Source organism: Ammonicoccus luteus (genome assembly GCF_050880385.1).
Classification (GTDB): Bacteria; Actinomycetota; Actinomycetes; order Propionibacteriales; family Propionibacteriaceae; genus Enemella.
On sequence record NZ_JBNZCI010000001.1, the window covers coordinates 214323 to 235161 of the forward strand.

General features: G+C 67.0%; 22 protein-coding genes. 20 read left to right on the forward strand and 2 right to left on the reverse strand.

Annotation, left to right across the window (positions count from 1 at the left end; translation table 11 throughout):
- The first annotated feature begins 4 nt into the window (after window positions 1–4).
- The 15 genes from thrS to ACQ260_RS01065 all read left to right on the forward strand — a co-directional run bounded on the left by thrS (window position 5) and on the right by ACQ260_RS01065 (window position 15040).
- Window positions 5–1993, forward strand: coding sequence for a threonine--tRNA ligase (gene thrS / locus ACQ260_RS00995; RefSeq protein ID WP_432557527.1), 1989 nt, complete (start codon window positions 5–7; stop codon window positions 1991–1993).
- Between the two features lie 42 nt (window positions 1994–2035).
- Complete coding sequence (locus ACQ260_RS01000) at window positions 2036–2596, forward strand: HIT family protein (protein WP_432557528.1); 561 nt, start codon at window positions 2036–2038, stop codon at window positions 2594–2596.
- 3 nt (window positions 2597–2599) lie between these two features.
- Window positions 2600–3238, forward strand: a complete 639-nt coding sequence (gene pgsA, locus ACQ260_RS01005) for a phosphatidylinositol phosphate synthase (RefSeq protein ID WP_432557529.1) — start codon at window positions 2600–2602, stop codon at window positions 3236–3238.
- Window positions 3235–4137 (forward strand): phosphatidylinositol mannoside acyltransferase, encoded by a 903-nt coding sequence (locus ACQ260_RS01010; protein WP_432557530.1) that lies wholly within the window; start codon window positions 3235–3237, stop codon window positions 4135–4137. The genes pgsA and ACQ260_RS01010 overlap by 4 nt, the downstream gene beginning before the upstream one ends.
- A complete protein-coding gene (locus ACQ260_RS01015) occupies window positions 4134–5225 on the forward strand; it encodes a glycosyltransferase family 4 protein (protein WP_432557531.1) in 1092 nt (363 codons plus the stop codon). The genes ACQ260_RS01010 and ACQ260_RS01015 overlap by 4 nt, the downstream gene beginning before the upstream one ends.
- A gap of 106 nt (window positions 5226–5331) precedes the next feature.
- A complete protein-coding gene (locus tag ACQ260_RS01020; RefSeq protein ID WP_432557532.1) occupies window positions 5332–6108 on the forward strand; it encodes a DUF881 domain-containing protein in 777 nt (258 codons plus the stop codon).
- Window positions 6105–6437: a small basic family protein gene (locus tag ACQ260_RS01025; protein WP_432557533.1), complete on the forward strand. Its 333-nt coding sequence runs from the start codon at window positions 6105–6107 to the stop codon at window positions 6435–6437. Before ACQ260_RS01020 ends, ACQ260_RS01025 begins: the two co-directional genes overlap by 4 nt.
- Window positions 6430–7326 (forward strand): DUF881 domain-containing protein, encoded by an 897-nt coding sequence (locus ACQ260_RS01030; RefSeq protein ID WP_432557534.1) that lies wholly within the window; start codon window positions 6430–6432, stop codon window positions 7324–7326. Before ACQ260_RS01025 ends, ACQ260_RS01030 begins: the two co-directional genes overlap by 8 nt.
- A 126-nt stretch (window positions 7327–7452) precedes the next feature.
- Window positions 7453–7839 (forward strand): glycine cleavage system protein GcvH, encoded by a 387-nt coding sequence (gcvH, locus tag ACQ260_RS01035; protein WP_432557535.1) that lies wholly within the window; start codon window positions 7453–7455, stop codon window positions 7837–7839.
- A gap of 95 nt (window positions 7840–7934) precedes the next feature.
- Window positions 7935–8474 carry a zinc-ribbon and FHA domain-containing protein gene (locus ACQ260_RS01040; RefSeq protein ID WP_432557536.1) on the forward strand — a complete coding sequence of 180 codons (540 nt, stop codon included), beginning with the start codon at window positions 7935–7937 and terminating at the stop codon, window positions 8472–8474.
- Window positions 8474–9187 carry a transcriptional regulator FtsR gene (gene ftsR / locus ACQ260_RS01045; protein ID WP_432557537.1) on the forward strand — a complete coding sequence of 238 codons (714 nt, stop codon included), beginning with the start codon at window positions 8474–8476 and terminating at the stop codon, window positions 9185–9187. The genes ACQ260_RS01040 and ftsR overlap by 1 nt, the downstream gene beginning before the upstream one ends.
- Window positions 9188–9247: 60 nt before the next feature.
- The gene (locus ACQ260_RS01050) at window positions 9248–9727 is read left to right on the forward strand and encodes a bifunctional nuclease family protein (protein ID WP_432557538.1); all 480 of its coding nucleotides are present in this window, start codon (window positions 9248–9250) and stop codon (window positions 9725–9727) included.
- 256 nt (window positions 9728–9983) lie between these two features.
- Entirely contained in the window at window positions 9984–10556 is a 573-nt protein-coding gene (locus tag ACQ260_RS01055) for a MerR family transcriptional regulator (RefSeq protein ID WP_432557539.1), read from the forward strand.
- A gap of 118 nt (window positions 10557–10674) precedes the next feature.
- The gene (gene gcvP, locus ACQ260_RS01060; protein WP_432557540.1) at window positions 10675–13539 is read left to right on the forward strand and encodes an aminomethyl-transferring glycine dehydrogenase; all 2865 of its coding nucleotides are present in this window, start codon (window positions 10675–10677) and stop codon (window positions 13537–13539) included.
- 43 nt (window positions 13540–13582) lie between these two features.
- On the forward strand, window positions 13583–15040 hold the full coding sequence (locus tag ACQ260_RS01065; protein ID WP_432557541.1) for a YhjD/YihY/BrkB family envelope integrity protein: 1458 nt from the start codon (window positions 13583–13585) through the stop codon (window positions 15038–15040).
- Window positions 15041–15151: 111 nt separating this feature from the next.
- On the opposite strand, the gene ACQ260_RS01070 is transcribed toward ACQ260_RS01065, so the two are convergent.
- Entirely contained in the window at window positions 15152–16366 is a 1215-nt protein-coding gene (locus tag ACQ260_RS01070; protein ID WP_432557542.1) for a pyrophosphate--fructose-6-phosphate 1-phosphotransferase, read from the reverse strand.
- Window positions 16367–16508: 142 nt separating this feature from the next.
- Between ACQ260_RS01070 and ACQ260_RS01075 the strand changes: the two genes are divergently transcribed.
- Complete coding sequence (locus ACQ260_RS01075; protein WP_432557543.1) at window positions 16509–17285, forward strand: sulfite exporter TauE/SafE family protein; 777 nt, start codon at window positions 16509–16511, stop codon at window positions 17283–17285.
- Window positions 17286–17426: 141 nt separating this feature from the next.
- The gene (locus ACQ260_RS01080; protein ID WP_432557544.1) at window positions 17427–17810 is read left to right on the forward strand and encodes a pilus assembly protein TadG-related protein; all 384 of its coding nucleotides are present in this window, start codon (window positions 17427–17429) and stop codon (window positions 17808–17810) included.
- A gap of 55 nt (window positions 17811–17865) precedes the next feature.
- Here ACQ260_RS01080 and ACQ260_RS01085 read toward each other — a convergent pair whose 3' ends face one another.
- The gene (locus ACQ260_RS01085) at window positions 17866–19002 is read right to left on the reverse strand and encodes a MalY/PatB family protein (RefSeq protein ID WP_432557545.1); all 1137 of its coding nucleotides are present in this window, start codon (window positions 19000–19002) and stop codon (window positions 17866–17868) included.
- A gap of 86 nt (window positions 19003–19088) precedes the next feature.
- On the opposite strand from ACQ260_RS01085, the gene ACQ260_RS01090 reads away from it, so the two are divergent.
- From ACQ260_RS01090 to ACQ260_RS01100, 3 genes are read left to right on the forward strand one after another with little or no spacing between them, the layout of a single operon-like run.
- A complete protein-coding gene (locus ACQ260_RS01090; protein ID WP_432557546.1) occupies window positions 19089–19709 on the forward strand; it encodes an L-threonylcarbamoyladenylate synthase in 621 nt (206 codons plus the stop codon).
- The gene (locus ACQ260_RS01095; RefSeq protein ID WP_432557547.1) at window positions 19706–20092 is read left to right on the forward strand and encodes a CidA/LrgA family protein; all 387 of its coding nucleotides are present in this window, start codon (window positions 19706–19708) and stop codon (window positions 20090–20092) included. The genes ACQ260_RS01090 and ACQ260_RS01095 overlap by 4 nt, the downstream gene beginning before the upstream one ends.
- Window positions 20089–20793 (forward strand): LrgB family protein, encoded by a 705-nt coding sequence (locus tag ACQ260_RS01100; RefSeq protein WP_432557548.1) that lies wholly within the window; start codon window positions 20089–20091, stop codon window positions 20791–20793. The genes ACQ260_RS01095 and ACQ260_RS01100 overlap by 4 nt, the downstream gene beginning before the upstream one ends.
- The last annotated feature ends 46 nt before the right edge of the window (window positions 20794–20839 follow it).

A 20839-nucleotide genomic window follows, 5' to 3' on the forward strand; every position in this document is an offset into this window, starting at 1 on the left:
AGGCATGCCCGTGTCCATCACCATCACCGTCGTCAGCCCGGATTCCAGCGAACCGCGACAGGTGGACACAACGACTACCGGCCTCGACCTGTTCGGCGACGACCGGTCGATCGTGGCGATGCAGGTCAACGGCGAGACCAAGGACCTCGTGCATATGCTCGCCGATGGTGATGAGGTCGTGCCCGTCCTGGTCACCTCCGACGAAGGCCTCGCGATCCTGCGCCACTCCTGCGCCCACGTCGCAGCCCAGGCGGTGCAGAATCTGCACGCCGAGGCCAAGCTCGGCATCGGCCCGCCGATCACCGATGGCTTCTACTACGACTTTCTGCTGGAGGAACCGCTCACCCCGGAGCGGCTGAAGGTCATCGAGAAGAAGATGGTCGGCATCATCAAGGAGCGGCAGCGCTTCGTGCGCCGGGTCGTGTCGGACGACGAGGCCGTGGCGGAGCTCCAGTCGGAGCCCTTCAAGCTCGAGCTCGTACAGCTCAAGGGCAGTGCCGCCGACACCGAGGGCGCGATGGTCGAGGTCGGCGCCGGTGAGCTCACGATCTATGACAACGTCCGGCGCGACGACTCCACGGCGTGGGGCGATCTGTGCCGTGGCCCGCACGTCCCACACACGGGCTATATCAACCAGGCGGCGTTCGCGCTGACCCGGACCTCTGCGGCGTACTGGCGCGGCGACCAGGCCAATCCCCAACTGCAGCGCCTCTATGGCACGGCCTGGGCGACCAAGGACGATCTGCAGGCATACAAGACCCGGCTCGAGGAGGCCGCCAAGCGCGACCATCGCAAGCTGGGCGCCGAGCTCGACCTCTATTCGTTCCCGGAGAACATCGGCCCCGGCCTGCCGGTCTTCCACCCCAAGGGCGGGGTGATCAAGCGCGAGATGGAGGACTATGTCCGCCGGCGCCACATCGAGGAGGGCTTTCTCTATGTGGGTACGCCGCACATCGCCAAGGAGGACCTCTACTACACCTCCGGCCACCTGCCCTATTACGCCGACGGCATGTTCCCGCCGATCGACGACGACGGTCACCTCTATCGCCTCAAGGCGATGAACTGCCCGATGCACAACGAGATCTTCCGCAGTCGCGGCCGGTCCTATCGGGAGCTGCCGCTGCGATTCTTCGAGTTCGGCACCGTCTATCGCAACGAGAAGTCCGGCGTGCTCCAGGGCCTGACCCGGGTCCGTTCGATCACCCAGGACGACTCGCACTCCTATTGCACTCCCGAGCAGGCGCCCGCGGAGATCAAGCACCTCCTCAACTTCGTCCTGAGCCTCCTGCGCGACTTCGGCCTCGACGACTTCTATCTCGAGCTCTCGACGCGCGACGACAAGAAGAAGGACAAGTTCATCGGCACCGACGAGGACTGGGAGACCGCGACCGAGGTCCTGCGCACCGTCTGCGCGGAAACCGGCCTCGAGGTCGTGCCGGATCCGGGGGGTGCCGCCTATTACGGCCCCAAGGTGTCGGTCCAGGCCCGGGACGCGATCGGGCGGACGTGGCAGATGTCGACGATCCAGTACGACTTCAACATGGCCCGGCGGTTCGAGTTGGAGTACACCGCCGCGGACGGCTCCAGACAGTGCCCGGTGATGATCCACTCCGCCAAGTTCGGGTCGATCGAGCGATTCATCGGCGTGCTGGTCGAGCACTATGCCGGTGCGTTCCCCGTCTGGTTGTCGCCGGTCCAGGTCACCGCCGTTCCGGTGGCAGCCGAGTTCAACGATTATCTCGAGGACGTCGCGCAGCAGCTCCGGAAGGCGGGCGTCCGCGTCGAGGTCGACACCTCGGACGACCGCTTCCCCAAGAAGATCCGCACGGCCAGCAAGCAGAAGGTGCCGTATGTCCTCATCGCCGGCGAGGAGGACCGTTCGGCCGGCGCGGTGTCGTTCCGCTATCGCGACGGCTCGCAGAAGAACGGCGTCCCGATCGCGGAGGCGGTCGCGGAGATCACCAAGGCCATCGCGGACAAGGTCCAGGTGTGAGCGCTCGCGATTCCCGGTCGTTCCGGCGCCACGGGAGGGGCCATGGCTGAGCCACCCCTGGAGCGCGCTGAGGACTTCGCCGGCGTCCCCGACGGCTTCGACCGGCTCTGGACACCGCACCGGATGGTCTATGTCGGTGGACAGGACAAGCCCAAGGACAGTTCGGCCGGGCAGTGTCCGTTCTGCCGGTCCCCGCAACGTCCGGACGACGAGGGCCTGATCGTGCGACGCGCAGAGCATGCGTACGTCGTCATGAACCTCTATCCCTATTCCCCCGGGCACGTGCTGGTGTGCCCCTATCGGCATGTCGCGGACTACACGGACCTCACTCCCGAGGAGGTCATCGAGGTGGCCGTGCTCAGCCGCCAGGCGATGCGGGTGATCCGGGCGGTCTCGGATCCCGGCGGGTTCAATCTCGGCATGAACCAGGGCCGCATCGCCGGTGCCGGAATCCAGGCGCACCTGCACCAGCACGTGGTCCCGCGCTGGGCGGGCGACCTCAATTTCATGCCCCTCATCGGCAGGACCAAGCCGGTGCCGGTGCTGCTGGGCGACACGCGCGCCGCGCTGGCCGCGGCATGGGACGAGCACGCGGGGGACTGAGCGATGCTGGAGCGGCTGCGGGGAGTCCAAGGAGTCGTGCTGCGGCCGTTCGCCAGACTGCTGCTGCGGTTGGGCGTGCATCCCGATGCAGTCACCTGGTTCGGCGCCCTCTCCGTGACGGTGACCGCGCTGGTGTGCTTCGGCATGGGTTGGTTGTGGCAGGGGGCTCTGGCTGTTGCCGTCCTGTCGTGCAGCGACATGATCGACGGCCACATGGCTCGGGAGTCCGGCAGCGCCGGCCGCTGGGGTGGCTTTCTCGACGCCACCCTCGACCGGGTCGCCGATGCGGGTGTGATCGGTGGTCTCGCGTGGCATCTGGGGTTGCGGGCAGGCAGCGCATGGGCCGTGCTGGCGGTGGTGGCGCTCGTGCTGGCGCAAGCGACGTCGTACGTCAAAGCCCGCGCCGAAGCGATCAATTGCCAGGCCGACGTCGGCCTGGTCACCCGGGCGGACAGAATCGCGCTCGCGCTGCTCGGGGCGTTGCTGGGCGGGCTGGGGGTGCCCTATGCACTGGAGGTCGCCGTCGTGCTTCTCGTGCTGGGCGGCGCGATCACGGTGGTCCAGCGGTTGGTGGCGGTACGCCGGCAGTTGCGCTCCCCGGCCTCTGCGCCCGCCTCCGGACCGATTCGGGTGCGCACATGATCCGCGACTGGATCAATCGGCAGATCTTCGCCTTGGGCCGGCACGTCGCGCCGCGGTTGGGGCCGGCAGCGGTGCGGGGCCTGGGCCGGGCGGCGTACTTCGGCGCGCGACTTGACCACACCCACCTCGAGACCTATCGGCACAACCTGCGCATCGTGCTCGGCCGGGAACCCGACGAGACTCTGCTGCGCGCAGGAATCGCCTCGTGGGTGCGGACCTATGTCGAGGTATTGGCGCTGCCGGCCTGGAGCCGCGACGAGGTGCTCGACCGGGTCGTCACGGTGGGGGAGCGGCATTTTCGGGGAGCAATGGCAGGTCCCGGCGCGGTCGTCGCGCTGCCGCACCTGGGCAACTGGGATCTCGCCGGCGCCTGGGCGTGCCTCTCGGGATTCCCGGTCACGACTGTGGCAGAGAACCTCGGTCCGCGGGAGTTCGCGGCCTTCAGCGCGATCCGCGGCCGACTCGGCATGGAAGTCGTCGCGCACGATGATCCGGGTGCCCTCGGTGAATTGGTGGGCGCAGTCCGTCGTGGTCGGCTCGTCTGCCTGCTCAGCGACCGCGACCTGGCCGGCACCGGCCTGCCGGTGCGCTTCGCCGACCGCATCGTCACCATGCCCTCCGGCCCGGCGCTGGTCGCGCGACGCACCGGCGCGACGCTGCTGGCGGCGGCGGGGCGCTATACCGATGACGGCATGGTGCTCGAGATCTCCGCACCGATCTCGGCGCGACCCGGGCGCGCGGGCCTGATCGCCATGACCCAGGACATCGCGGACTTCTTCCTCGACCAGGTGCGACGTGCGCCTGCCGACTGGCACATGCTCCAGCCGTTCTTCGACCCGGGGGCCGTCGGACGTCGCGGGACGGCAGCGACGGCAGCCCGGCCGGCAGGTGACGGATGAGGATCGGGCTGGTCTGTCCCTATTCGTTCGCTGCTCCGGGTGGCGTTCAGAACCATGTCCTGGGGCTCGCCGGTTGGCTCCGTGCGCAGGGCCATGATCCCGCGATCCTGGCGCCCGGCCCGGTCCCGGAACAGGCACTCGCGCGGCGCGGCCTCGACCCCACCCACTTCACCAGCCTGGGCGACACGTTGGCCATCCCGTGGAACGGGTCGATCGCCCGGGTTTCGGGTGGACCGGGGACGGCACTTCGTGTGCGCCGATGGTTGGCCGAACAACGCCTCGACGTCCTCCACCTCCACGAGCCCGTCACGCCGTCCGCTGCGCTGTGGGCACTCCTGGCGGCGCGCATGCCGATCGTGGCGACCTTCCACCTTGCGACAGAACGCTCACGGCTGCTGGCGCTCGCCGGGCAGGCGCTCGCTCGGCCCCTGCGTGACATCGATCGTGCAATCGCGGTCTCGGCAACAGCGGCCGCCGTCGTGCGCCGCCACCTCGGACTCGAGCCCACGATCGTGTCCAACGGGATCGATGTCACCGACTTCGCCCTGCCGCGGCAGTCGTTCTCCCCGCAACGGGTGGCCTTCCTCGGTCGGCTCGCCGAACCTCGCAAGGGCCTGGGGGTGCTCCTCGCGGCCCTGCCCCGTCTGCGCACGCTGTTCGATGCACCCTTGGACGTGGTCGTCGCCGGACCGGGGGAACCCGCGCTGCCGCCCGACGTTCGTTATCTGGGAGCGCCCGATGACGATGGACGGGCCGAGCTGCTGCGGACGACCGATGTGCTCGTGGCGCCCAACCTGGGTGGCGAGAGCTTCGGGCTGATCCTGGTCGAGGCGATGGCCGCCGGTGCCCCCGTGGTGGCGTCCGACCTGCCTGCTTTCGTGGACGTCCTCACGGCAGATGACGGACGCAAGGTGGGGCGTACCTTCCCGGTCGGCGACGCACGCGCCCTGGCCCGCGCGATTCACGCGACACTCGGCGACCCAGTCGCGTCCGCCCGCCAGTTGAGGGAGCATGCCGCCCGGTTCGACTGGTCCGTGGTGGGCCCGCTGGTGCTGGACAACTACAGGCGGGCGCGGGGCCGCGGCTGAATGTCGACTTTCCCGGCGATGGGGTCGTGAATGGTGGCTGACTGGGCACTACGCTGGCAGGGTGAGCCCGCCCCGGTTGACCCCTCAGTTGCGCAAGGACGCGAGCATGGATTTGCTCAACGACATCCTGCGCAATCCGATGGACCCCGATTATCGGGCAATCGCCGAGGGCCGACGGATCCCGCGGCCCGCTTCGAAGATCTCGATGCTGATCATCGCTCTTCTCATCGGCGCCATGTTCACCCTGTCCGCGGTCCAGACGACCCGGAGCGCGCCGGCAGCCGCGACGGAACGCGAGCATCTGATTCGTCAGGCCCGCGACCAGGAGCGGGAGCAGGAAACGCTGCGCAACGACATCGAGCAATTGCGCACGGACAGCGCCAATCAGCGGGCCGGGCTGCTCGCCGACAGCGAGGATGCGCGTCTTGCCCAGGCGGAGATCGAGCGTCTCGCGCCCGGTGCGGGAGAGATTCCGGTCATCGGTCCCGGCCTGGTCATCGTGGTGGACGACGCGCCGGCCGTCCGGGACGACAAACTGAACCGGGTGCTCGACAAGGATCTGCAAATGATGGTCAACGCGCTGTGGTTTGCCGGGGCAGAGGCGGTCGCGATCAACGGACACCGGGTTTCGGGCCTGACCGCGATCCGCAGCGCCGGTGATGCCGTGACCGTGAATTATCGTTCACTCACCAGGCCCTATCGCGTCGAGGCGATTGGTGACCCCCAGACCTTGGCTGCCCGTTTCGCCGACAGTCCCGGCGGGCAAGCGTGGCAGGCATTGGCGCAGAACTATCAGATGAGGTTTGACATCGCACAGGCGGATCAGCTCCAACTGCGAGCTGATCCAAGCTTGGCGCTCAAGCACGCGAGGAGGGCGACGTGATCCCCCTGATCGGTCTCCTGATCGGCATCATTCTCGGCATCGTGCTGGAACCCTCGTTGCCCGCGTTCCTGCAGCCATATCTGCCGATTGCGATCGTGGCGGCGATGGACGCCATGTTCGGCGGGCTGCGCGCCTTCCTCGAGGGGGTCTTCACCGACAGAGTGTTCATCATCTCCTTCGCCTCCAATGTCCTGATCGCCGCGCTGATCGTGTGGCTCGGTGACCAGATCGGTGTCGGTGCCCAGTTGTCGACCGGTGTGATCGTCGTCCTGGGCATCCGGATCTTCACCAATGTCGCCGCGATCCGAAGGGCGCTGTTCCATGCCTGATCCGCGCGTGCAACCGGACGACGACCTCGACCCCCGCCCGAGCCGGGCGGTGTCGGAGCCGGACGGGTCGGAGCCGGACTTGTCGGAGGCGAAGGGGTCGGAGGCGACCTTGCCCGAGCGGGCGGCGCCCGAGGCGAGAGATCAGGCGGAGCCCGCGCCGGCGGGGGACGCGTCAGCGTGGCGACAGTTGCGGATCGCCCTCACCGCACCACGAAGGACGCAGTTCGTCATAGCGGCAGTCGCCTGCGTGGTGGCTCTCGCCGTGGTGTGGCAGATCCGATCCCAGGGCGACGATGAGATGTATCGCACGGCCCGCCGCGCCGACCTCATTCAGTTGGTCGATGGACTCTCGGAGGAAACCCGGCGCCTCGAGAGTGAGCTGAACGAGCTCGAACAGATCAAGCGTGACCTCGAAAGCGGCAATGACGCCCGCCGCGTCGCGCGCGATCAGACCCAACGTCGACTCGATGCGCTGTCAGTGCTGGCCGGCACCGCACCAGCGACCGGACCCGGCATTCGGATGACGATCAGCGACCCCCAGCGCAAGCTCGGCCCCTCGGTGCTGCTGGACGCGATGGGGGAGATGCGGGACGCCGGCGGCGAGGTCATGGAGTTCAACGACACGATCCGTGTGACCGCCAGCACCTGGGTCGGCGGCAGCCCCGGGCGCCTCATCGTCGATGGGACGAGGTTGCCGGAGACCATCGTGCTCGAGGTGATCGGAGATCCGCATTCGTTGGAGGAAGCGGCCCGGTTCAGGGGCGGTCTTGCCTCCGAGGTGACCAGCCCGCAGGTCGGGGGGCGGATCGATATCGTCCAGTTGCCGCACCTCGACATCCAGTCCGTCCGGACTCCTGCGGAGAACGTGCACGCCAGGCCAGCGGACTGAACCACCACAGGACTTCCGGGCGACACGTCTTCCCCGAGGCAGTCCCACAGCGGCCTCAGGACCGTTAGGCTGGGGCCCGTGAGCAAGCCGGGACCGTCCGGCGTCACGTGAGTTCAGGAGGTTGTGATGGCCGAATTTCCCGAGGACCTGCGGTACAGCGAAGACCACGAGTGGATCCGTCCCGGAAACGAGCTGATCGTCCGGGTCGGCGTGACTGATTATGCAGCGGAGCAGCTGGGCGACATCGTCTATGTGCAGTTGCCCGAGGTCGGCGACTCCGTCGAGGCGGGGGACGCCTGCGGCGAACTGGAGTCGACGAAGAGCACGTCGGACCTCTTGGCGCCGGTGTCCGGTGTGATCACCGCGGTCAACCAGACTGTCGTCGACGCCCCGGAGACCATCAACTCCGACGCCTACGGCGACGGGTGGCTGTTCGAGATCGAGATCGGGTCCGAAGATGCTCTTGACGGCCTGATGGACGCGGACGCCTACGCCGAGCACGCCGACAGCTGAGTCAGTGCCGGCTCAGCCGGCTTGGCGCGAGACAGTAGACTGTGGCATCCGCGCCGAGTCTGCCGCGCGCATGCGGCGATCGCATCGACACAGGAATGAGGAAGTCAACGACGATGCCTTATTGCACTCAATGTGGCAACAGCAATCCCGACGGCAGCAACTTCTGCGCGCGGTGCGGTGCTGAGCTGGTCAAGTTCGACGACATCCCGACCAAGGAACCCAGCGGAGACACCACCACCTCCATCCCGGCGATTGCCGACGACGCCACTGCTGGCGGACGGGAACTGTCAGCGGATGATGAGGCAGCTGTTGACGCCTTGCCGAAGTCACATGCCCTGTTGATCGTCCAGCGCGGCCCCTCGGCCGGAGCCCGGTTTCTCCTGGACTCGGAGCAGACCACCGCAGGCCGCCACCCCGATTCCGACATTTTTCTGGACGACATCACCGTGTCGCGGCACCATGTGCGGTTCACCAAGACCCAGAAGGGCCGGACGGTGGTGGACGTCGGCAGTCTCAACGGCACCTACGTCAATCGGACCCTGATCGACGGGGAGGTGCTGCTGCGACCCGGTGATGAAGTCCAGATCGGCAAGTTCCGCATGATCTACTTTGCGAGTCCGACCGGAACGGATTAATGGCGGGACCTTCATTGCTCAGCATTGGGCAGGTCATGACGCTGCTCCGCGCAGAGTTCCCCGACATCTCGATCTCCAAGATTCGATTTCTCGAGAGTGAGGGTCTGGTCTCGCCGGAGCGGGCGGCGTCCGGTTACCGGAAGTACGCCGAGCGCGACATCGACCGCCTGAAGTACATCCTTCGCGTGCAGAAATCCCATTACCTGCCGTTGAAGGTCATCCGGGAACATCTGGAGATGATGGACCGGGGAATGGTGCCTCCCCAGTTGGAGACGCCACGCCCAGCGCCCCCGTCGGAAACCGACCCCGTGGCGCCTCCCGGCGCGCCTCAGCCGGAGGGCGTCCGCCCCGGCGCTGCCCGCCAGCAGTTGCGCCTTTCCCGTGCCGAACTCCTCGAAGCGAGTGGCCTCTCCGAAGCGGCCTTGGTCGAGTTGGAGAAGGAGCACATTGTCACGCCGCGGCGGGGCACCAATTACTACGGTCGCGATGCGGTTGCGATCGCGATCGCGGCACGTCGACTCGCCCCATACGGCATCGACGTCCGACATCTGCGCCAAGTCAAGAGCTACGCCAGCAGGGAATACGGGATCATCGAGCAGGCCATCGCGCCGTATCAGCGCCGGGCCGGCGGGTCACGCAAGGTTGCCGCCGATGTCACCCAACTGATGATCCACGTGCACGCCGCGATGATGCGGATCGCCAGCGAACGCTGAGAATCCCGTCCGACCGGCAGGTGGGGTCATCGGGCTGGCGCGACCCCGTAGGCTGGAGGCATGCGGGAACTCGATGTCATGGGCGTCCGGGTCGAAATGCCCTCCAATATCCCCATGGTCCTCCTCCGTGAGGTCGGGGGCCATCGTTATCTGCCCATCTGGATCGGCACGAACGAGGCCTCGGCGATCGCCAGCGCGCAGGAGGGCGTCGTGCCACCGCGTCCGCTGACGCACGATCTCATGATCGATGTGCTGGGGTCGTTGGGCCACACCCTGACCGAAGTGCACATCACCGAGCTCGTCGGGAGGACCTTCCACGCGGTTCTTCTGGTCGACGGCGTCGAGATCAGCGCGCGACCCTCGGATGCCATCGCGCTCGCTCTGCGCTGCGGTGCCGAGATCCTGTGTGCCGAGGAGGTGCTCGACACCGCCGGCATCGATGTGCCCGAGGCCGAGGACGACGAGGTCGAGAAGTTCCGGGAGTTCTTGGACCACGTCAATCCGGATGATTTCGTCACCGAAGAGGATCCCGACGCTTGACCGTCGTGGCCATGCACCCGGCCCAAGCCTCAAGTGATGGTTCAACCGAACCTCAACCGGTCAGCGGCGGTGTGTTTGGCCTAGTGAAACCCCCATTGGTGCGGTCAAGATCACGGTCGGGCGCACAGATCGTGACCTTTCGTTCCGGGCGTGTCGTTGCACCCGGACTGCGCGTGGACGTACCGTCTCGGTTAGTTCCGCCGACGTAATACGAACGGTGGAACTCACCCGGAAGCCCCCGACGTGAGGACGCCCAGTGAACAGCAGCAGAGAAGCCCAGCCCACGGATGAGCCCGTGGTGGCGCAGGACCTCCTGTTCGACGGTGAGTTCACCCCGGTTCCGGAGGACGCAGGCTTCAGGGGCCCGGTCGCGGCCAATGTCGCGGGCATCAGCTATCGACAGCTCGACTATTGGGCTCGCACGGGGCTGGTCACCCCCGAAATCCGGGGTGCTGCCGGATCCGGCTCGCAGCGTCTATATTCGTTTCGCGACGTTCTCCTGCTCAAGGTCATCAAGCGACTCATTGATGTCGGGATCTCGCTGCAACAGATTCGCAAGGCGGTCGACCATCTCCGCGCACGGGGCGTTGAAGACCTGACCACCATCACGCTTATGAGTGATGGCGTCACGGTGTTCGAGTGCACGAGCGATCACGAGGTCATCGACCTCCTGAGCGGCGGCCAGGGCATGTTCGGCATTGCGCTCGGCAGCGTCTGGAAGGACCTCGAAGGGTCGCTCATGGAACTGCCCAGCGAGCGCGTCGATGTCGCCGACGAGGCTCCGATGGACGAACTCTCCCAGCGGCGAAAGGCTCGCCGGATCGGCTGACCGGAGGGCCTTCGCGAGTCCGTGAAGTCGCCACCCCCGACGCCGTGCGTGGGCTAAGTTGGTCGCTATACGGGGTGTCACCGGAGGGCGGTGATGCAGGTTCCCAAAGGAGCGTTCCATGGCCCAGCTAGCAGATTCCGGCTTTCCTGCCCGTCATATCGGGATCGATGACGCCGCCCGAGCGACGATGCTGGAGCGGCTCGGACTCAGCAGTCTCGACGAGCTGGTCGACAAGGCCATGCCATCGGCCATTCGCAGCGACCCGCCCGAGTTGCCTGACCCCATCACCGAGCTGGAGGTGCAGAACAAGCTCCAGGATCTCGCCGCACGCAACAACGCGTTGACGTCGATGATCGGCCTCGGCTACTACGGCACCGTCACACCCCCGGTGATCCGCCGCAACGTCGTGGAATCACCAGCGTGGTATACGGCGTACACCCCTTATCAACCCGAGATCTCCCAGGGCCGACTCGAGGCCCTGCTGAACTTCCAGACCACGGTGTCCGACCTGACCGGGCTGCCCACAGCCGGCGCGTCGTTGCTCGACGAGGGCACCGCAGTCGCCGAGGCCATCCTGCTGGCACGACGCCAAGTGAAGAAGGGCGCGGTCGTCGTTGTCGACGGCGACATCTTCCCTCAATCCCTGGCGGTCGTGCAGACCCGCTGCCGCGCGATGGGCATTGACGTCGTGGTGGCCGAGGGCTCCCTGGTCGAGGCCCTGCAAACCAACGAGGCGTTCGCCGTGGTGGTGCAGACTCCCGGAGCCAGCGGTCGAGTGGCGCCGGCGGATGAGCTCCGTGCAATCGCCGAGAAAGCCCACGAAAACAACGCTCTGGTCATTGCGGCCTGTGACCTGATGGCGCTGACCGTGACCGAGGCGGTTGGGGAATGGGGCGCCGACGTGGCGGTGGGTTCCAGCCAGCGTTTCGGTGTGCCGCTCTTCTTCGGCGGCCCCCATGCCGGATTCATCTCGGTCCGCAAGGGACTTGAACGGCAGATGCCGGGCCGTCTGGTCGGTGTCTCCAAGGACACCGACGGGGTGCCCGCGATCCGTCTCGCGCTCCAGACCCGCGAGCAGCACATCCGCCGGGAAAAGGCCACGTCCAACATCTGCACGGCGCAGGCGCTGCTGGCGATCATCGCTGCGATGTATGCGACGTACCACGGCCCGAAGGGACTCACCGGCATCGCCACAGCCATCCACGAGAAGGCGCGCCGCGTGGCGGGCTCGCTGCAGGCCGCGGGCTTCGAGATCGTGCACGACTCGTTCTTCGACACGGTTCAGGTGAAGGTCCCCGGTCAGGCCGCGGCGATCGTCGACAAGGCCCGCGACGAGGGCGTTCACCTGCGTCAGGCCGACAACGACACCGTTGGCATCAGCGTGGGTGAGGACGCGGACGAACATGACCTCGCGGCAGTGTGCCGTGCGTTCGGAACCGAGCTCGGCACCGAGACCCACGGCGACCTGGCCGGGCAGACCCGCACCACCGAATTTCTCACGCACGAAGTGTTCAACACCTATCACTCCGAAACCACGATGCTGCGCTATCTGCGATTGCTTTCGGATCGTGACTTCGCACTGGACCGCGGCATGATCCCGCTCGGTTCCTGCACGATGAAGCTCAACTCGGTCGCCGAGATGGAGGCAATGACCTATCCGGGTTTCGCGAACCTCCATCCGTTCTGCCCGCCGGCCGATGCCGAGGGCTACGTCGCGTTGATCTCGTCGCTGGAAGACTGGCTGGCGAGCGTCACGGGTTATGCCCGGGTGTCCATCCAGCCCAATGCCGGTTCCCAGGGTGAGTTCGCGGGCCTGCTGGCGATCCGGGCGTACCACGAGGCCAACGGCGACGACCAGCGGACCATCTGCCTGATCCCGTCCTCTGCACACGGCACGAACGCCGCCTCCGCGCACATGGCCGGGATGAAGGTCGTCGTTGTGAAGAGCGCCGACAACGGCGAAGTGGACCTCGACGATCTGGATGCGAAGATCGAGAAGCACCGCGACCAGCTCGCCGCCATCATGGTGACCTATCCATCGACGCACGGCGTCTATGAGGAGGGGATCACCGCCATCTGCGAGAAGGTCCACGCGGCTGGTGGCCAGGTCTATGTCGACGGCGCCAACCTGAACGCCCTGCTCGGGTTCGCGCAGCCGGGCAAATTCGGTGGCGACGTGTCCCACCTGAACCTGCACAAGACGTTCGCGATCCCGCACGGTGGCGGTGGTCCGGGTGTCGGACCGGTTGCGGTCGGTGCCCACCTCGCGCCCTATTTGCCCAACCATCCGTTGTGGGCGGATGCCGGACCGGACACCGGTGTCGGGCCGGTGTCAGCTGCGCCGTTCGGCTCTGCCGGCGTGCTGTCGATTACGTGGGCCTACATCGCGATGATGGGAGCGAGCGGTCTCGCCCAAGCGACCCAGAACGCGATTCTGTCGGCGAACTACATCGCGAAGCGGCTCGGGGAGCACTACCCCGTGCTCTACACCGGCAACAACGGCCTCGTCGCCCATGAGTGCATCCTCGATCTGCGTGGGATCAGCAAGGAGACCGGCGTCACGGTGGATGACGTCGCGAAGCGGCTCATCGATTATGGCTTCCATGCGCCGACGATGTCCTTCCCGGTCGCGGGCACGCTCATGGTCGAGCCCACCGAATCGGAGAGCCTCGCCGAGGTCGACCGGTTCTGCGACGCGATGATCGCGATTCGCGGGGAGATCGACCAAGTCGCGGCGGGGGAGTGGCCGGCCGACAACAATCCGTTGGTGAACGCACCGCACCCCTTGGCACAGGTGACGGCGGACGAGTGGACTCGGCCGTACAGCCGAGCGCTTGCCGGTTATCCCGCCGGGCGACACAGCGGACCGATCGCGGGGGTCGGCCAGGACAAGTACTGGCCGCCGGTGTCCCGGATCGAGCAGGCGTACGGTGACCGAAATCTGGTGTGCTCCTGCCCCCCGATCGAGGCGTATGCCGACTAGTCGATAGCTTGGGGTCCGCAACCAGCTGAAGGGCGGACCCCAAATGGACGTGCAGAAGATCTTGGCGCATCCAACCGTGGCACACGTGCTGCGGATGAATGCCCGGTTCACAAACCGACTGGGCATGCAGTTCGCGGGGGCGGTGACCTATTTCTCCGTTCTCGCGATGGTCCCCATCCTCATGTTTGCGTTCGCCATCGCCGGCATGGTCCTCACCGAATTCCGGCCCGATCTCCTCGCCACGCTGAAGGACAGCGTGGTGGGCATGATCGAGGGCGCGCCCGAGGACGTGACAGCCAATATCGCAGACGTCATCGAGGACGCGGCCAGCAACTGGGCGGGCATCGGCATCATCGGTCTGTTGTCCCTCGCCTATGCCGGCAGCGGCTGGATCAAGAACCTCAAGAGCGCGGTGCGCGCCCAGTTCCGGCCCGAGTTCGACCAGGCCGAGGACAAGTCCAACATCGTCGTCGAGACACTGAAGAACCTGGGCATCCTGCTGATGCTGTTGCTCGCGGTCGCGGTGACCTTCGGCGTGGCGTCCTTCGCAACCAGCATGACCAGCACGGTGATCGGCTGGCTCGGGCTCGAGAATGTTCCGGGCATCGGATTCTTCACCCGCGCACTCTCCCTGCTGATCTCGCTCGCAGCCGGCTGGATCCTGTTCCTTTTCCTCTATCGGGTGCTGCCCGAGCACAAGCCACGCACCAAGGCGCTGCTCATTGGCGCCCTGATCGGCTCGGCCGTTCTGGCGATCCTGCAATACTTCACCGGCGCCCTCGTCGGTTCGTTCCTCAACAACCCGGCTGCCGCGTTGTTCGGACCGGTGATCGTCCTGCTGCTGTTCTTCAACCTCTTCGCGCGAGTGATCTTGATGGTGGCGGCCTGGATTGCGACCGACAACCAGCCGGCAGTCGCGCACAAGTGGACCGAAGCCGATCGCCCGCTGCTCGGACGCTCCGACGTGATCGTGGCCGACGACCTGCACTGGTCCGCGGCCGAGGCCGACCGGCAGGCGCAGGAGATCGCCAAGGCCGATGCCAAACTGAGTCGGACCGAGAAGGTCAACGCGGTCAAGGATGCCCTGCCTGGGCTGTCCGCGGATCCGCAGAAGGAAAAGGTGGCCTTCGACGAGGCAGTCGAGGTGCGGATGGGGGCGGTGGCCGCAGAGCACGGCGCGCCACCCCAACTCGCGCCGCATCCGGAGCAGACCACCGTCAGCGGCGACCGGATCGGTGCTGACGCGGCTGAAGCTCAGCCGGGGATGGCGGGAGCCGGCCGCACGGCTCCGGGCGGAGCCCACGACGATTCGGACGGCGATCGGTACGCCGCCGTCGACGGTCGGAAGTTCTTCACCGAGGAGTCCGAACCGGTCTCCCGCAGTGCAGCGATCAAGAATGCTCGGGCGAGCATGGCGACCGGCTATGCCGCGGGACTCGCGACCGGCTCGGGTCTCGGCGCGGCCGCAGCTCTGGTGCTCGGACGGATCTTCCGGCGCTGACCCGCCTAAGCGGATCGGTCGCGGCCGCCCCGGGCGGGGTCCGAGCCCAGCCCTGGGCGGCCGTGACGCCAGGCCTCACTTCGTGGCGGCGAGCCGCCGCCGATCACCGGCTCACTCGGTCGGCGAGGGAACCTGCTGTCCGATGCCGCGCAGCATCTCCTGATACCACCCCGTCCCGAGATCGAAGAGCTTGCCGCCTTTGATCCGCTGGAAATCGATGGCGCTGAGCTTGTCGTCGTTTTCCTCGTCATGCCCGATGACGCCCGACTCGCCGCGGAGCGCGCAGTCGACGGCGAAGTCGGTGCACTCCTTGATCAGGTCCAGATCCGCTTGGTTGGCCGCGGCGGAGCGGGAGTAGTAGCCCGACTTCTGCACCATCACCTTTTCGGCACCGAGCAGCTCCGCGAACTCTTTGGCGAACCAGGCACCCGGATTGATCTTGTCCAGCTTTACGTGCCCGAACGGGTCACGGGGGACCTCCTTGCCTGCGGCCTCCATCTCGCCCACGATGCTGTCGAGGCCGGCGCCCTCCGAGAGGAAGATCGTCACGTTGCCGACGCTGTCCATGATTCCCTTCAGGCGCTCGGACTCGGCCTGGAGATCGATGTGGCCCTCAGGCACGTAGACGGCGTGGACGTCCCATGCTTCACGGGAAAGGCCGATCTCCGGCAGCCATTCTCGGGTGTCCAGCCAGTCCCGGTACGCCTTCGCCGTGGCGGCCGTCAGCCAGCCGCAGTTGCGGCCCATGACCTCGTGCACGATCAGCATCCGCGACGCCGAGTTGTGCTCGGCGACGATGTTCTGGGCGAATCGTGAGCCCATCGCCGCGGCGGTCCACGCACCCAGGGACTGGCGGATCGGAATGACGTCGTTGTCGATGGTCTTGGGCAGGCCGACCACGGTCAGCCCGTAGTCGTGCTTGGCGAGATAGGCCGCCAGGTCGGCAGCCGTGGTGTTGGTGTCGTCGCCGCCGATCGTGTGCAGCACATCGACCCCGTCGGCCACGAGCCGGTCGGCCGCGACCTGGAGCGGGTCCTGGCCCTTCTCGATCAGCTTGCGCTTGGTGAGATCCTTGATGTTGGTGAGCTTGACCCGGGAGTTGCCCAGCGGCGATCCGCCGTATTCGTGCAGCAGCCCGGCATTCGCCCGCACCTCGTCGGTCACCCGGATAAAGTCACCGGTCAGCAACCCTTGGTAGCCGTGGCGATAGCCGATGATCTCGGTGTCGGGGGACAACTCCGAATAGCGCTGGATCAACCCCCCGATCGCGGAGGACAGGCACGGCGCGAAACCGCCGGCGGTGAGGAGCGCTACCTTCTGAACCATTGGGGGACCTCCTGGGTGCTCATCGCTCGCGCCCTGGGGCAGACGCGATGTCGTCTCGGGTCCAGACTATTCAGAGTGGAGCTGCTGTGGGGCAGCGGGGAGGACAACGCAAAGCCTCAGTTTGCGGATCGCCGATTGTGCTGTGGCATCGTGGGACGTCAGCGACGAAAGGGGCGGCGTGCTCGAGTGGGGATTTCTGGTCTCGGCGATCGCCGTCCTCGCAGGTGCCGTAGCGCAGCGGGTCACCGGCATGGGGTTCGTGCTGTTGGCAGTGCCCTTTCTGGTGCTGGCCCAAGGACCGGTGGACGGCGTGATTCTCGCCAACTGGTGCGGCGTGATCGCCTCCGCCACCAACTTGATCGCCGTGCGCAAGCACGTGGACTGGCCGCGCATTCTGTGGATCTCGGGTGCGGCGGTCATCGGCTGCCTGCCGGGCGCCCTGCTCATCCTGCTCGCACCCATCAACGTGCTCGCGCTCGTGGTGGCGCTCATCACCTTGGTCGCACTCATCGTGTCGGTGCGCTCGCCCGAAGGGTCGCTCAACGACGGCCGGGGCGCGCGGATCGGTGCTGGGTTCTTGTCGGGGTTCATGGGGGTCACCGCTGGCGTCGCGGGTCCGGCGATGGTCATCTATCGCAAGGCCGTCGACTGGTCGGACCTTCGCCGGTTCACCGCGTCCCTGCAATTCCACTTCATGGTTGCGGGCATCGCGGCAATCCTGACCAAGTGGGGCCAGGGCCCGTCGTTCTCCGTCCCCCAGTGGGCGGTGTTTCTCTCGATGTTGTTCGTCGGAGCGTTCATCGGCTCCCGGCTGTCACGCCATGTGTCCGGCAAACTCGGGCTGAAGCTGGTGCTCATCATCGCGTTCGCCGGCACAATCGCCACCCTGGTGCGGGCCGTGCTGAGCCTGATCGGCTGAGGGCAGCATCGGAAACTTCCACCCCCGATCCTGTGGACAGTCGCGCCAACGGGGCCGACCGGACGCCATGCTGATGCGGTGCGCCCCCACTTCGTCCTTGTCCGCTCAGCCGTCCCCGGTCCGTCCCGCGATGAACGAGGCATGTCGCTGTCCGTGCTCGTGATGCTCTGGATCGGGGCGATCATCCTCGTGGCCGGACTGGTCGTCGACGGCGGGCAACAGGTCACCGCCGCGCGGCGTGCGGAATCGGCAGCAGCGGGAGCAGCTCGGGCAGCCGCCGATGCAGGCGGGACCTATCGCTTGGCCGGCCGCAACGATCCGGGCGCAGGCATTGCCGCGGCACAGGCCTATCTGGCTGCCTCCGATCGCGTGACCGGCGCCGTGACGCTCACCGGTGGGGTCGTCCGGGTCACCACCGAATCCAGCAACCCCACAATCTTCCTGTCGGTGCTGGGGATCAACGAGGTCCGCGCCGAGGCTGCCGCCGAAGCCGATCTGGTCCGGGGCCCAGGAACCGGCGGCTAACCCAGCCCGGGCTGTCGCAGCAGGATGGCCGGTCGATGGACCGCAGCAGGACGGTCTAGTCGATGGACGCCGCCATGCGGCGGACTGCGTCGGTGATGATCTCCGGGCTCGTGGCGAGGTTCATGCGCACGTGACCGGCTCCACCGGCGCCGAACGTGAGGCCATTGTTCAGCGCGACCCTGCCTCGGTTGAGGAACGTCCGGCCCGGATCCTCCAGACCGAGATCACGGCAGTCCAACCAGGCCAGATAGGTCGCCTCGCCAGGGAGATAACGCACCTGCGGCAGCTGCTCATTCAGCAACCGGGAGAGCAGTCGGCGATTGGCCTCGATCTCGCCGAGGGCGTCGGCCAGCCACTCCCGCCCCTCCCGCAGCGCGGTCACGTGGGTGACCACGCCCAGATAGCTGATCGAGTGCGTGATCTCGTCGGGCATCGCGATCAGACGCCCGGCGATGTCCGGGCTGCCGATCGCGACGGCCGATTTCAACCCGGCAAGATTCCAGGCCTTGGAGGCGGAGATGATGATCACCGCGTCCTGCACGCCGTCAATGGACAGCATCGGGGTGTGTCGCGCCGGCGCAGACACCAGCGGCGCATGGATCTCGTCGGAGACGATGCGCACACCGTGCTCGGCCGCGAGGCGGGCAACGACGGTGAGTTCTTCCCGGGTGGGGGCGGTGCCCTGCGGGTTCTGCGGGTTGCACAGCAGATAGGCCTCCGGCTTGAGCCCACCCTCGCCGGCGAACGCAGCGCCCAGCGCCTCGAGATCGATCCGGCCGTCCTCGGTCTGCTGGACCTCAATGATCGGCCGGTCGGCCCAGGTCAGATATTTGTAGAACTGCGGATAGACGGGCGGGTTGATCACAACGGGCGCACCACGGGTGCCGAGCAGGTCGAGCACCGCGACGATGCCCTGCATCACGTCGGGCACGGGGATCGCCTGGGTGACCGGGTCGAAGGTCCAGTCCCAGACCTCTGCGGCGTACTCGGCGAACGCCACCTCATAGGGCCGGCCCACCGGATAGCCCGTGTCGCCATCGGCCGCGGCCGCGGTGAGCGCCTCCAGGACGGCCGGCGCGGGACGGCAATCCATCTCCGCGACCCACACCGGCAGCACGTCCGCCGGATAGGTCTGCCACTTGAGGCTCTTGCGGCGGCGCAGCTCGTCGAGGGACAGGTCGAAGACGGTCACCCGCGGCACTCTAGTCCACGCCACCGGCCTCCGCCTGAGCCCCGGGGACCTGTCCCGGCACGGGATCGGGACCCTAGACTCGCGCCATGGCGAAGTATTTCGAGGTGCACCCCGACAATCCCCAGCCCCGCGCGATCGGCCAGGTGGTCGACATCCTCAACGATGGTGGGCTGGTGGCGTACCCGACGGATTCCGGGTTCGCTCTTGGCTGCAAGATGGGCAACAAGGAGGGCCTCGAGCGCATCCGGAAGATCCGGGAGCTCGACGACAAGCACCACTTCACCTTGGTCTGCAGCGAGTTCGCGCAGCTCGGCCAATTCGTGCACATGGGCAACGACGTGTTCCGGTTGGTGAAGGCGAACACGCCGGGGCAGTACACGTTCATTCTCGAGGGCACTCGTGAGGTCCCGAAGCAGATGCTCCAGGCCAAGAAGAAGACCGTCGGCGTCCGCATCCCCGATCACCGCACAAGCCTGGCTCTCCTCACCGAACTCGGCGAACCGATCATGTCCAGCAGCCTGATCCTTCCCGGGGAGAGCGAGCCGATGAGCGAGGGCTGGCAGATCAACGAGGAACTCGGTCATTTCGTCGATGCGGTGCTCGACTCCGGGGACGTCAGCACGGACCCGACGACCGTCATCAACTTCACCGATGGCGACGTAGTCATCGACCGGGTGGGGGCGGGAGACCCGACTCCGTTCCAGTGAGCGCTCCGCGCTTCCCCTTGGGCGGTCTGCTGATCATTCTCGGCTGCCAGTTTCTGGGAATGGCGATCGCCGCGCTCAGCGGCATCCCCGTGCCGGGCACGGTGCTGGGGATGTTGATCTTTTTCGCGTACCTGCAGTGGCAGAAGCCCGGCCTCAATGCCAGCAGCGTGCGCGCGGCCGACGGACTGCTCGCCAACATGCAGTTGTTCTTCATCCCACCCGGCGTCGGCATCCTCGCCCACTTCGCGCTGCTCCGGGCTGAATGGGGCGCCGCGCTCGGCGGCCTGTTCGCCGGGTGGGCCGCGGCGCACGTGGTGACGGCTGTCGTGGCGGTCGCCATGCTGCGGCTGTTCCGCCGCCGGGCCACGGAGGCCGAGGCATGACGCTGTGGAATTCGTTGACCTCCTCGCCCGTGTTCGGCGTTGTGGTCACGCTCGGCGTCTATCAACTGACCGTGCTGGTGGCCCGACGGGCGCGGGGCCGGGCGTACGCGAACCCGGTCCTGTGGTCCTGCGTGCTTCTCGTCGCGATGCTGGGACTGACGCGGACCCCGGTCGAGGACTACGCGCGCGGCGGTGATCTGATCGCGTTCTTCCTGGGCCCCGCCACGGTGGCGCTCGCGCTGCCGTTGCACCGGCAACTCGACCGGGTCAAGGAGGCGGTGATCCCGATCGTCGCGGCCTCGGTGTTCGGGGCGAGCGCCGCCGTGCTCGTGGCCGGCTGGGTGACCAGGGCCCTCGGCGGGGGAAATGCGCTCGTCGCGTCGATGCTGCCCAAGTCCGCCACGACACCGGTGGCGCTCGCGGTCTCCGAGACGATCGGCGGCATCCCCGCGCTGACTGCGGCACTGGTGATCCTCACGGGAGTGCTGGGTGCCGTCGCTGGGCCGGGGCTGCTCCGGCTGATCCGCATTCGGAGCGAGATTGCCGGCGGCCTCGCGATGGGCATCTCGGCGCACGGCATCGGCACGGCTCGGGCTTTGGGGGAGAGCCAGCTGATGGGGGCGTTCTCCGCGCTCGCGATGGCGCTCAGCGCGGTGGTGACTCCGATCGTCGTCGCGTTGCTGCTGCCGGTCCTGGTGTGAGAGCAGTGGCACCGCACCGCCCCCGGCCTTGGGTGGGGACCGGCGT

What these genes read in the sequence shown, in the direction of transcription:
- ACQ260_RS01050 (WP_432557538.1), top strand. Translation starts at nt 9,248, where the DNA reads ATGCGGGAACTCGATGTCATGGGCGTCCGGGTCGAAATGCCCTCCAAT.
- ACQ260_RS01100 (WP_432557548.1), top strand. Translation starts at nt 20,089, where the DNA reads ATGACGCTGTGGAATTCGTTGACCTCCTCGCCCGTGTTCGGCGTTGTG.
- gcvP (WP_432557540.1), top strand. Translation starts at nt 10,675, where the DNA reads ATGGCCCAGCTAGCAGATTCCGGCTTTCCTGCCCGTCATATCGGGATC.
- ACQ260_RS01020 (WP_432557532.1), top strand. Translation starts at nt 5,332, where the DNA reads ATGGATTTGCTCAACGACATCCTGCGCAATCCGATGGACCCCGATTAT.
- ACQ260_RS01080 (WP_432557544.1), top strand. Translation starts at nt 17,427, where the DNA reads ATGTCGCTGTCCGTGCTCGTGATGCTCTGGATCGGGGCGATCATCCTC.
- ACQ260_RS01030 (WP_432557534.1), top strand. Translation starts at nt 6,430, where the DNA reads ATGCCTGATCCGCGCGTGCAACCGGACGACGACCTCGACCCCCGCCCG.
- thrS (WP_432557527.1), top strand. Translation starts at nt 5, where the DNA reads ATGCCCGTGTCCATCACCATCACCGTCGTCAGCCCGGATTCCAGCGAA.
- gcvH (WP_432557535.1), top strand. Translation starts at nt 7,453, where the DNA reads ATGGCCGAATTTCCCGAGGACCTGCGGTACAGCGAAGACCACGAGTGG.
- ACQ260_RS01015 (WP_432557531.1), top strand. Translation starts at nt 4,134, where the DNA reads ATGAGGATCGGGCTGGTCTGTCCCTATTCGTTCGCTGCTCCGGGTGGC.
- ftsR (WP_432557537.1), top strand. Translation starts at nt 8,474, where the DNA reads ATGGCGGGACCTTCATTGCTCAGCATTGGGCAGGTCATGACGCTGCTC.
- ACQ260_RS01010 (WP_432557530.1), top strand. Translation starts at nt 3,235, where the DNA reads ATGATCCGCGACTGGATCAATCGGCAGATCTTCGCCTTGGGCCGGCAC.
- ACQ260_RS01065 (WP_432557541.1), top strand. Translation starts at nt 13,583, where the DNA reads ATGGACGTGCAGAAGATCTTGGCGCATCCAACCGTGGCACACGTGCTG.
- ACQ260_RS01070 (WP_432557542.1), bottom strand. Translation starts at nt 16,366, where the DNA reads ATGGTTCAGAAGGTAGCGCTCCTCACCGCCGGCGGTTTCGCGCCGTGC.
- ACQ260_RS01040 (WP_432557536.1), top strand. Translation starts at nt 7,935, where the DNA reads ATGAGGAAGTCAACGACGATGCCTTATTGCACTCAATGTGGCAACAGC.
- ACQ260_RS01090 (WP_432557546.1), top strand. Translation starts at nt 19,089, where the DNA reads ATGGCGAAGTATTTCGAGGTGCACCCCGACAATCCCCAGCCCCGCGCG.
- pgsA (WP_432557529.1), top strand. Translation starts at nt 2,600, where the DNA reads ATGCTGGAGCGGCTGCGGGGAGTCCAAGGAGTCGTGCTGCGGCCGTTC.
- ACQ260_RS01000 (WP_432557528.1), top strand. Translation starts at nt 2,036, where the DNA reads ATGGCTGAGCCACCCCTGGAGCGCGCTGAGGACTTCGCCGGCGTCCCC.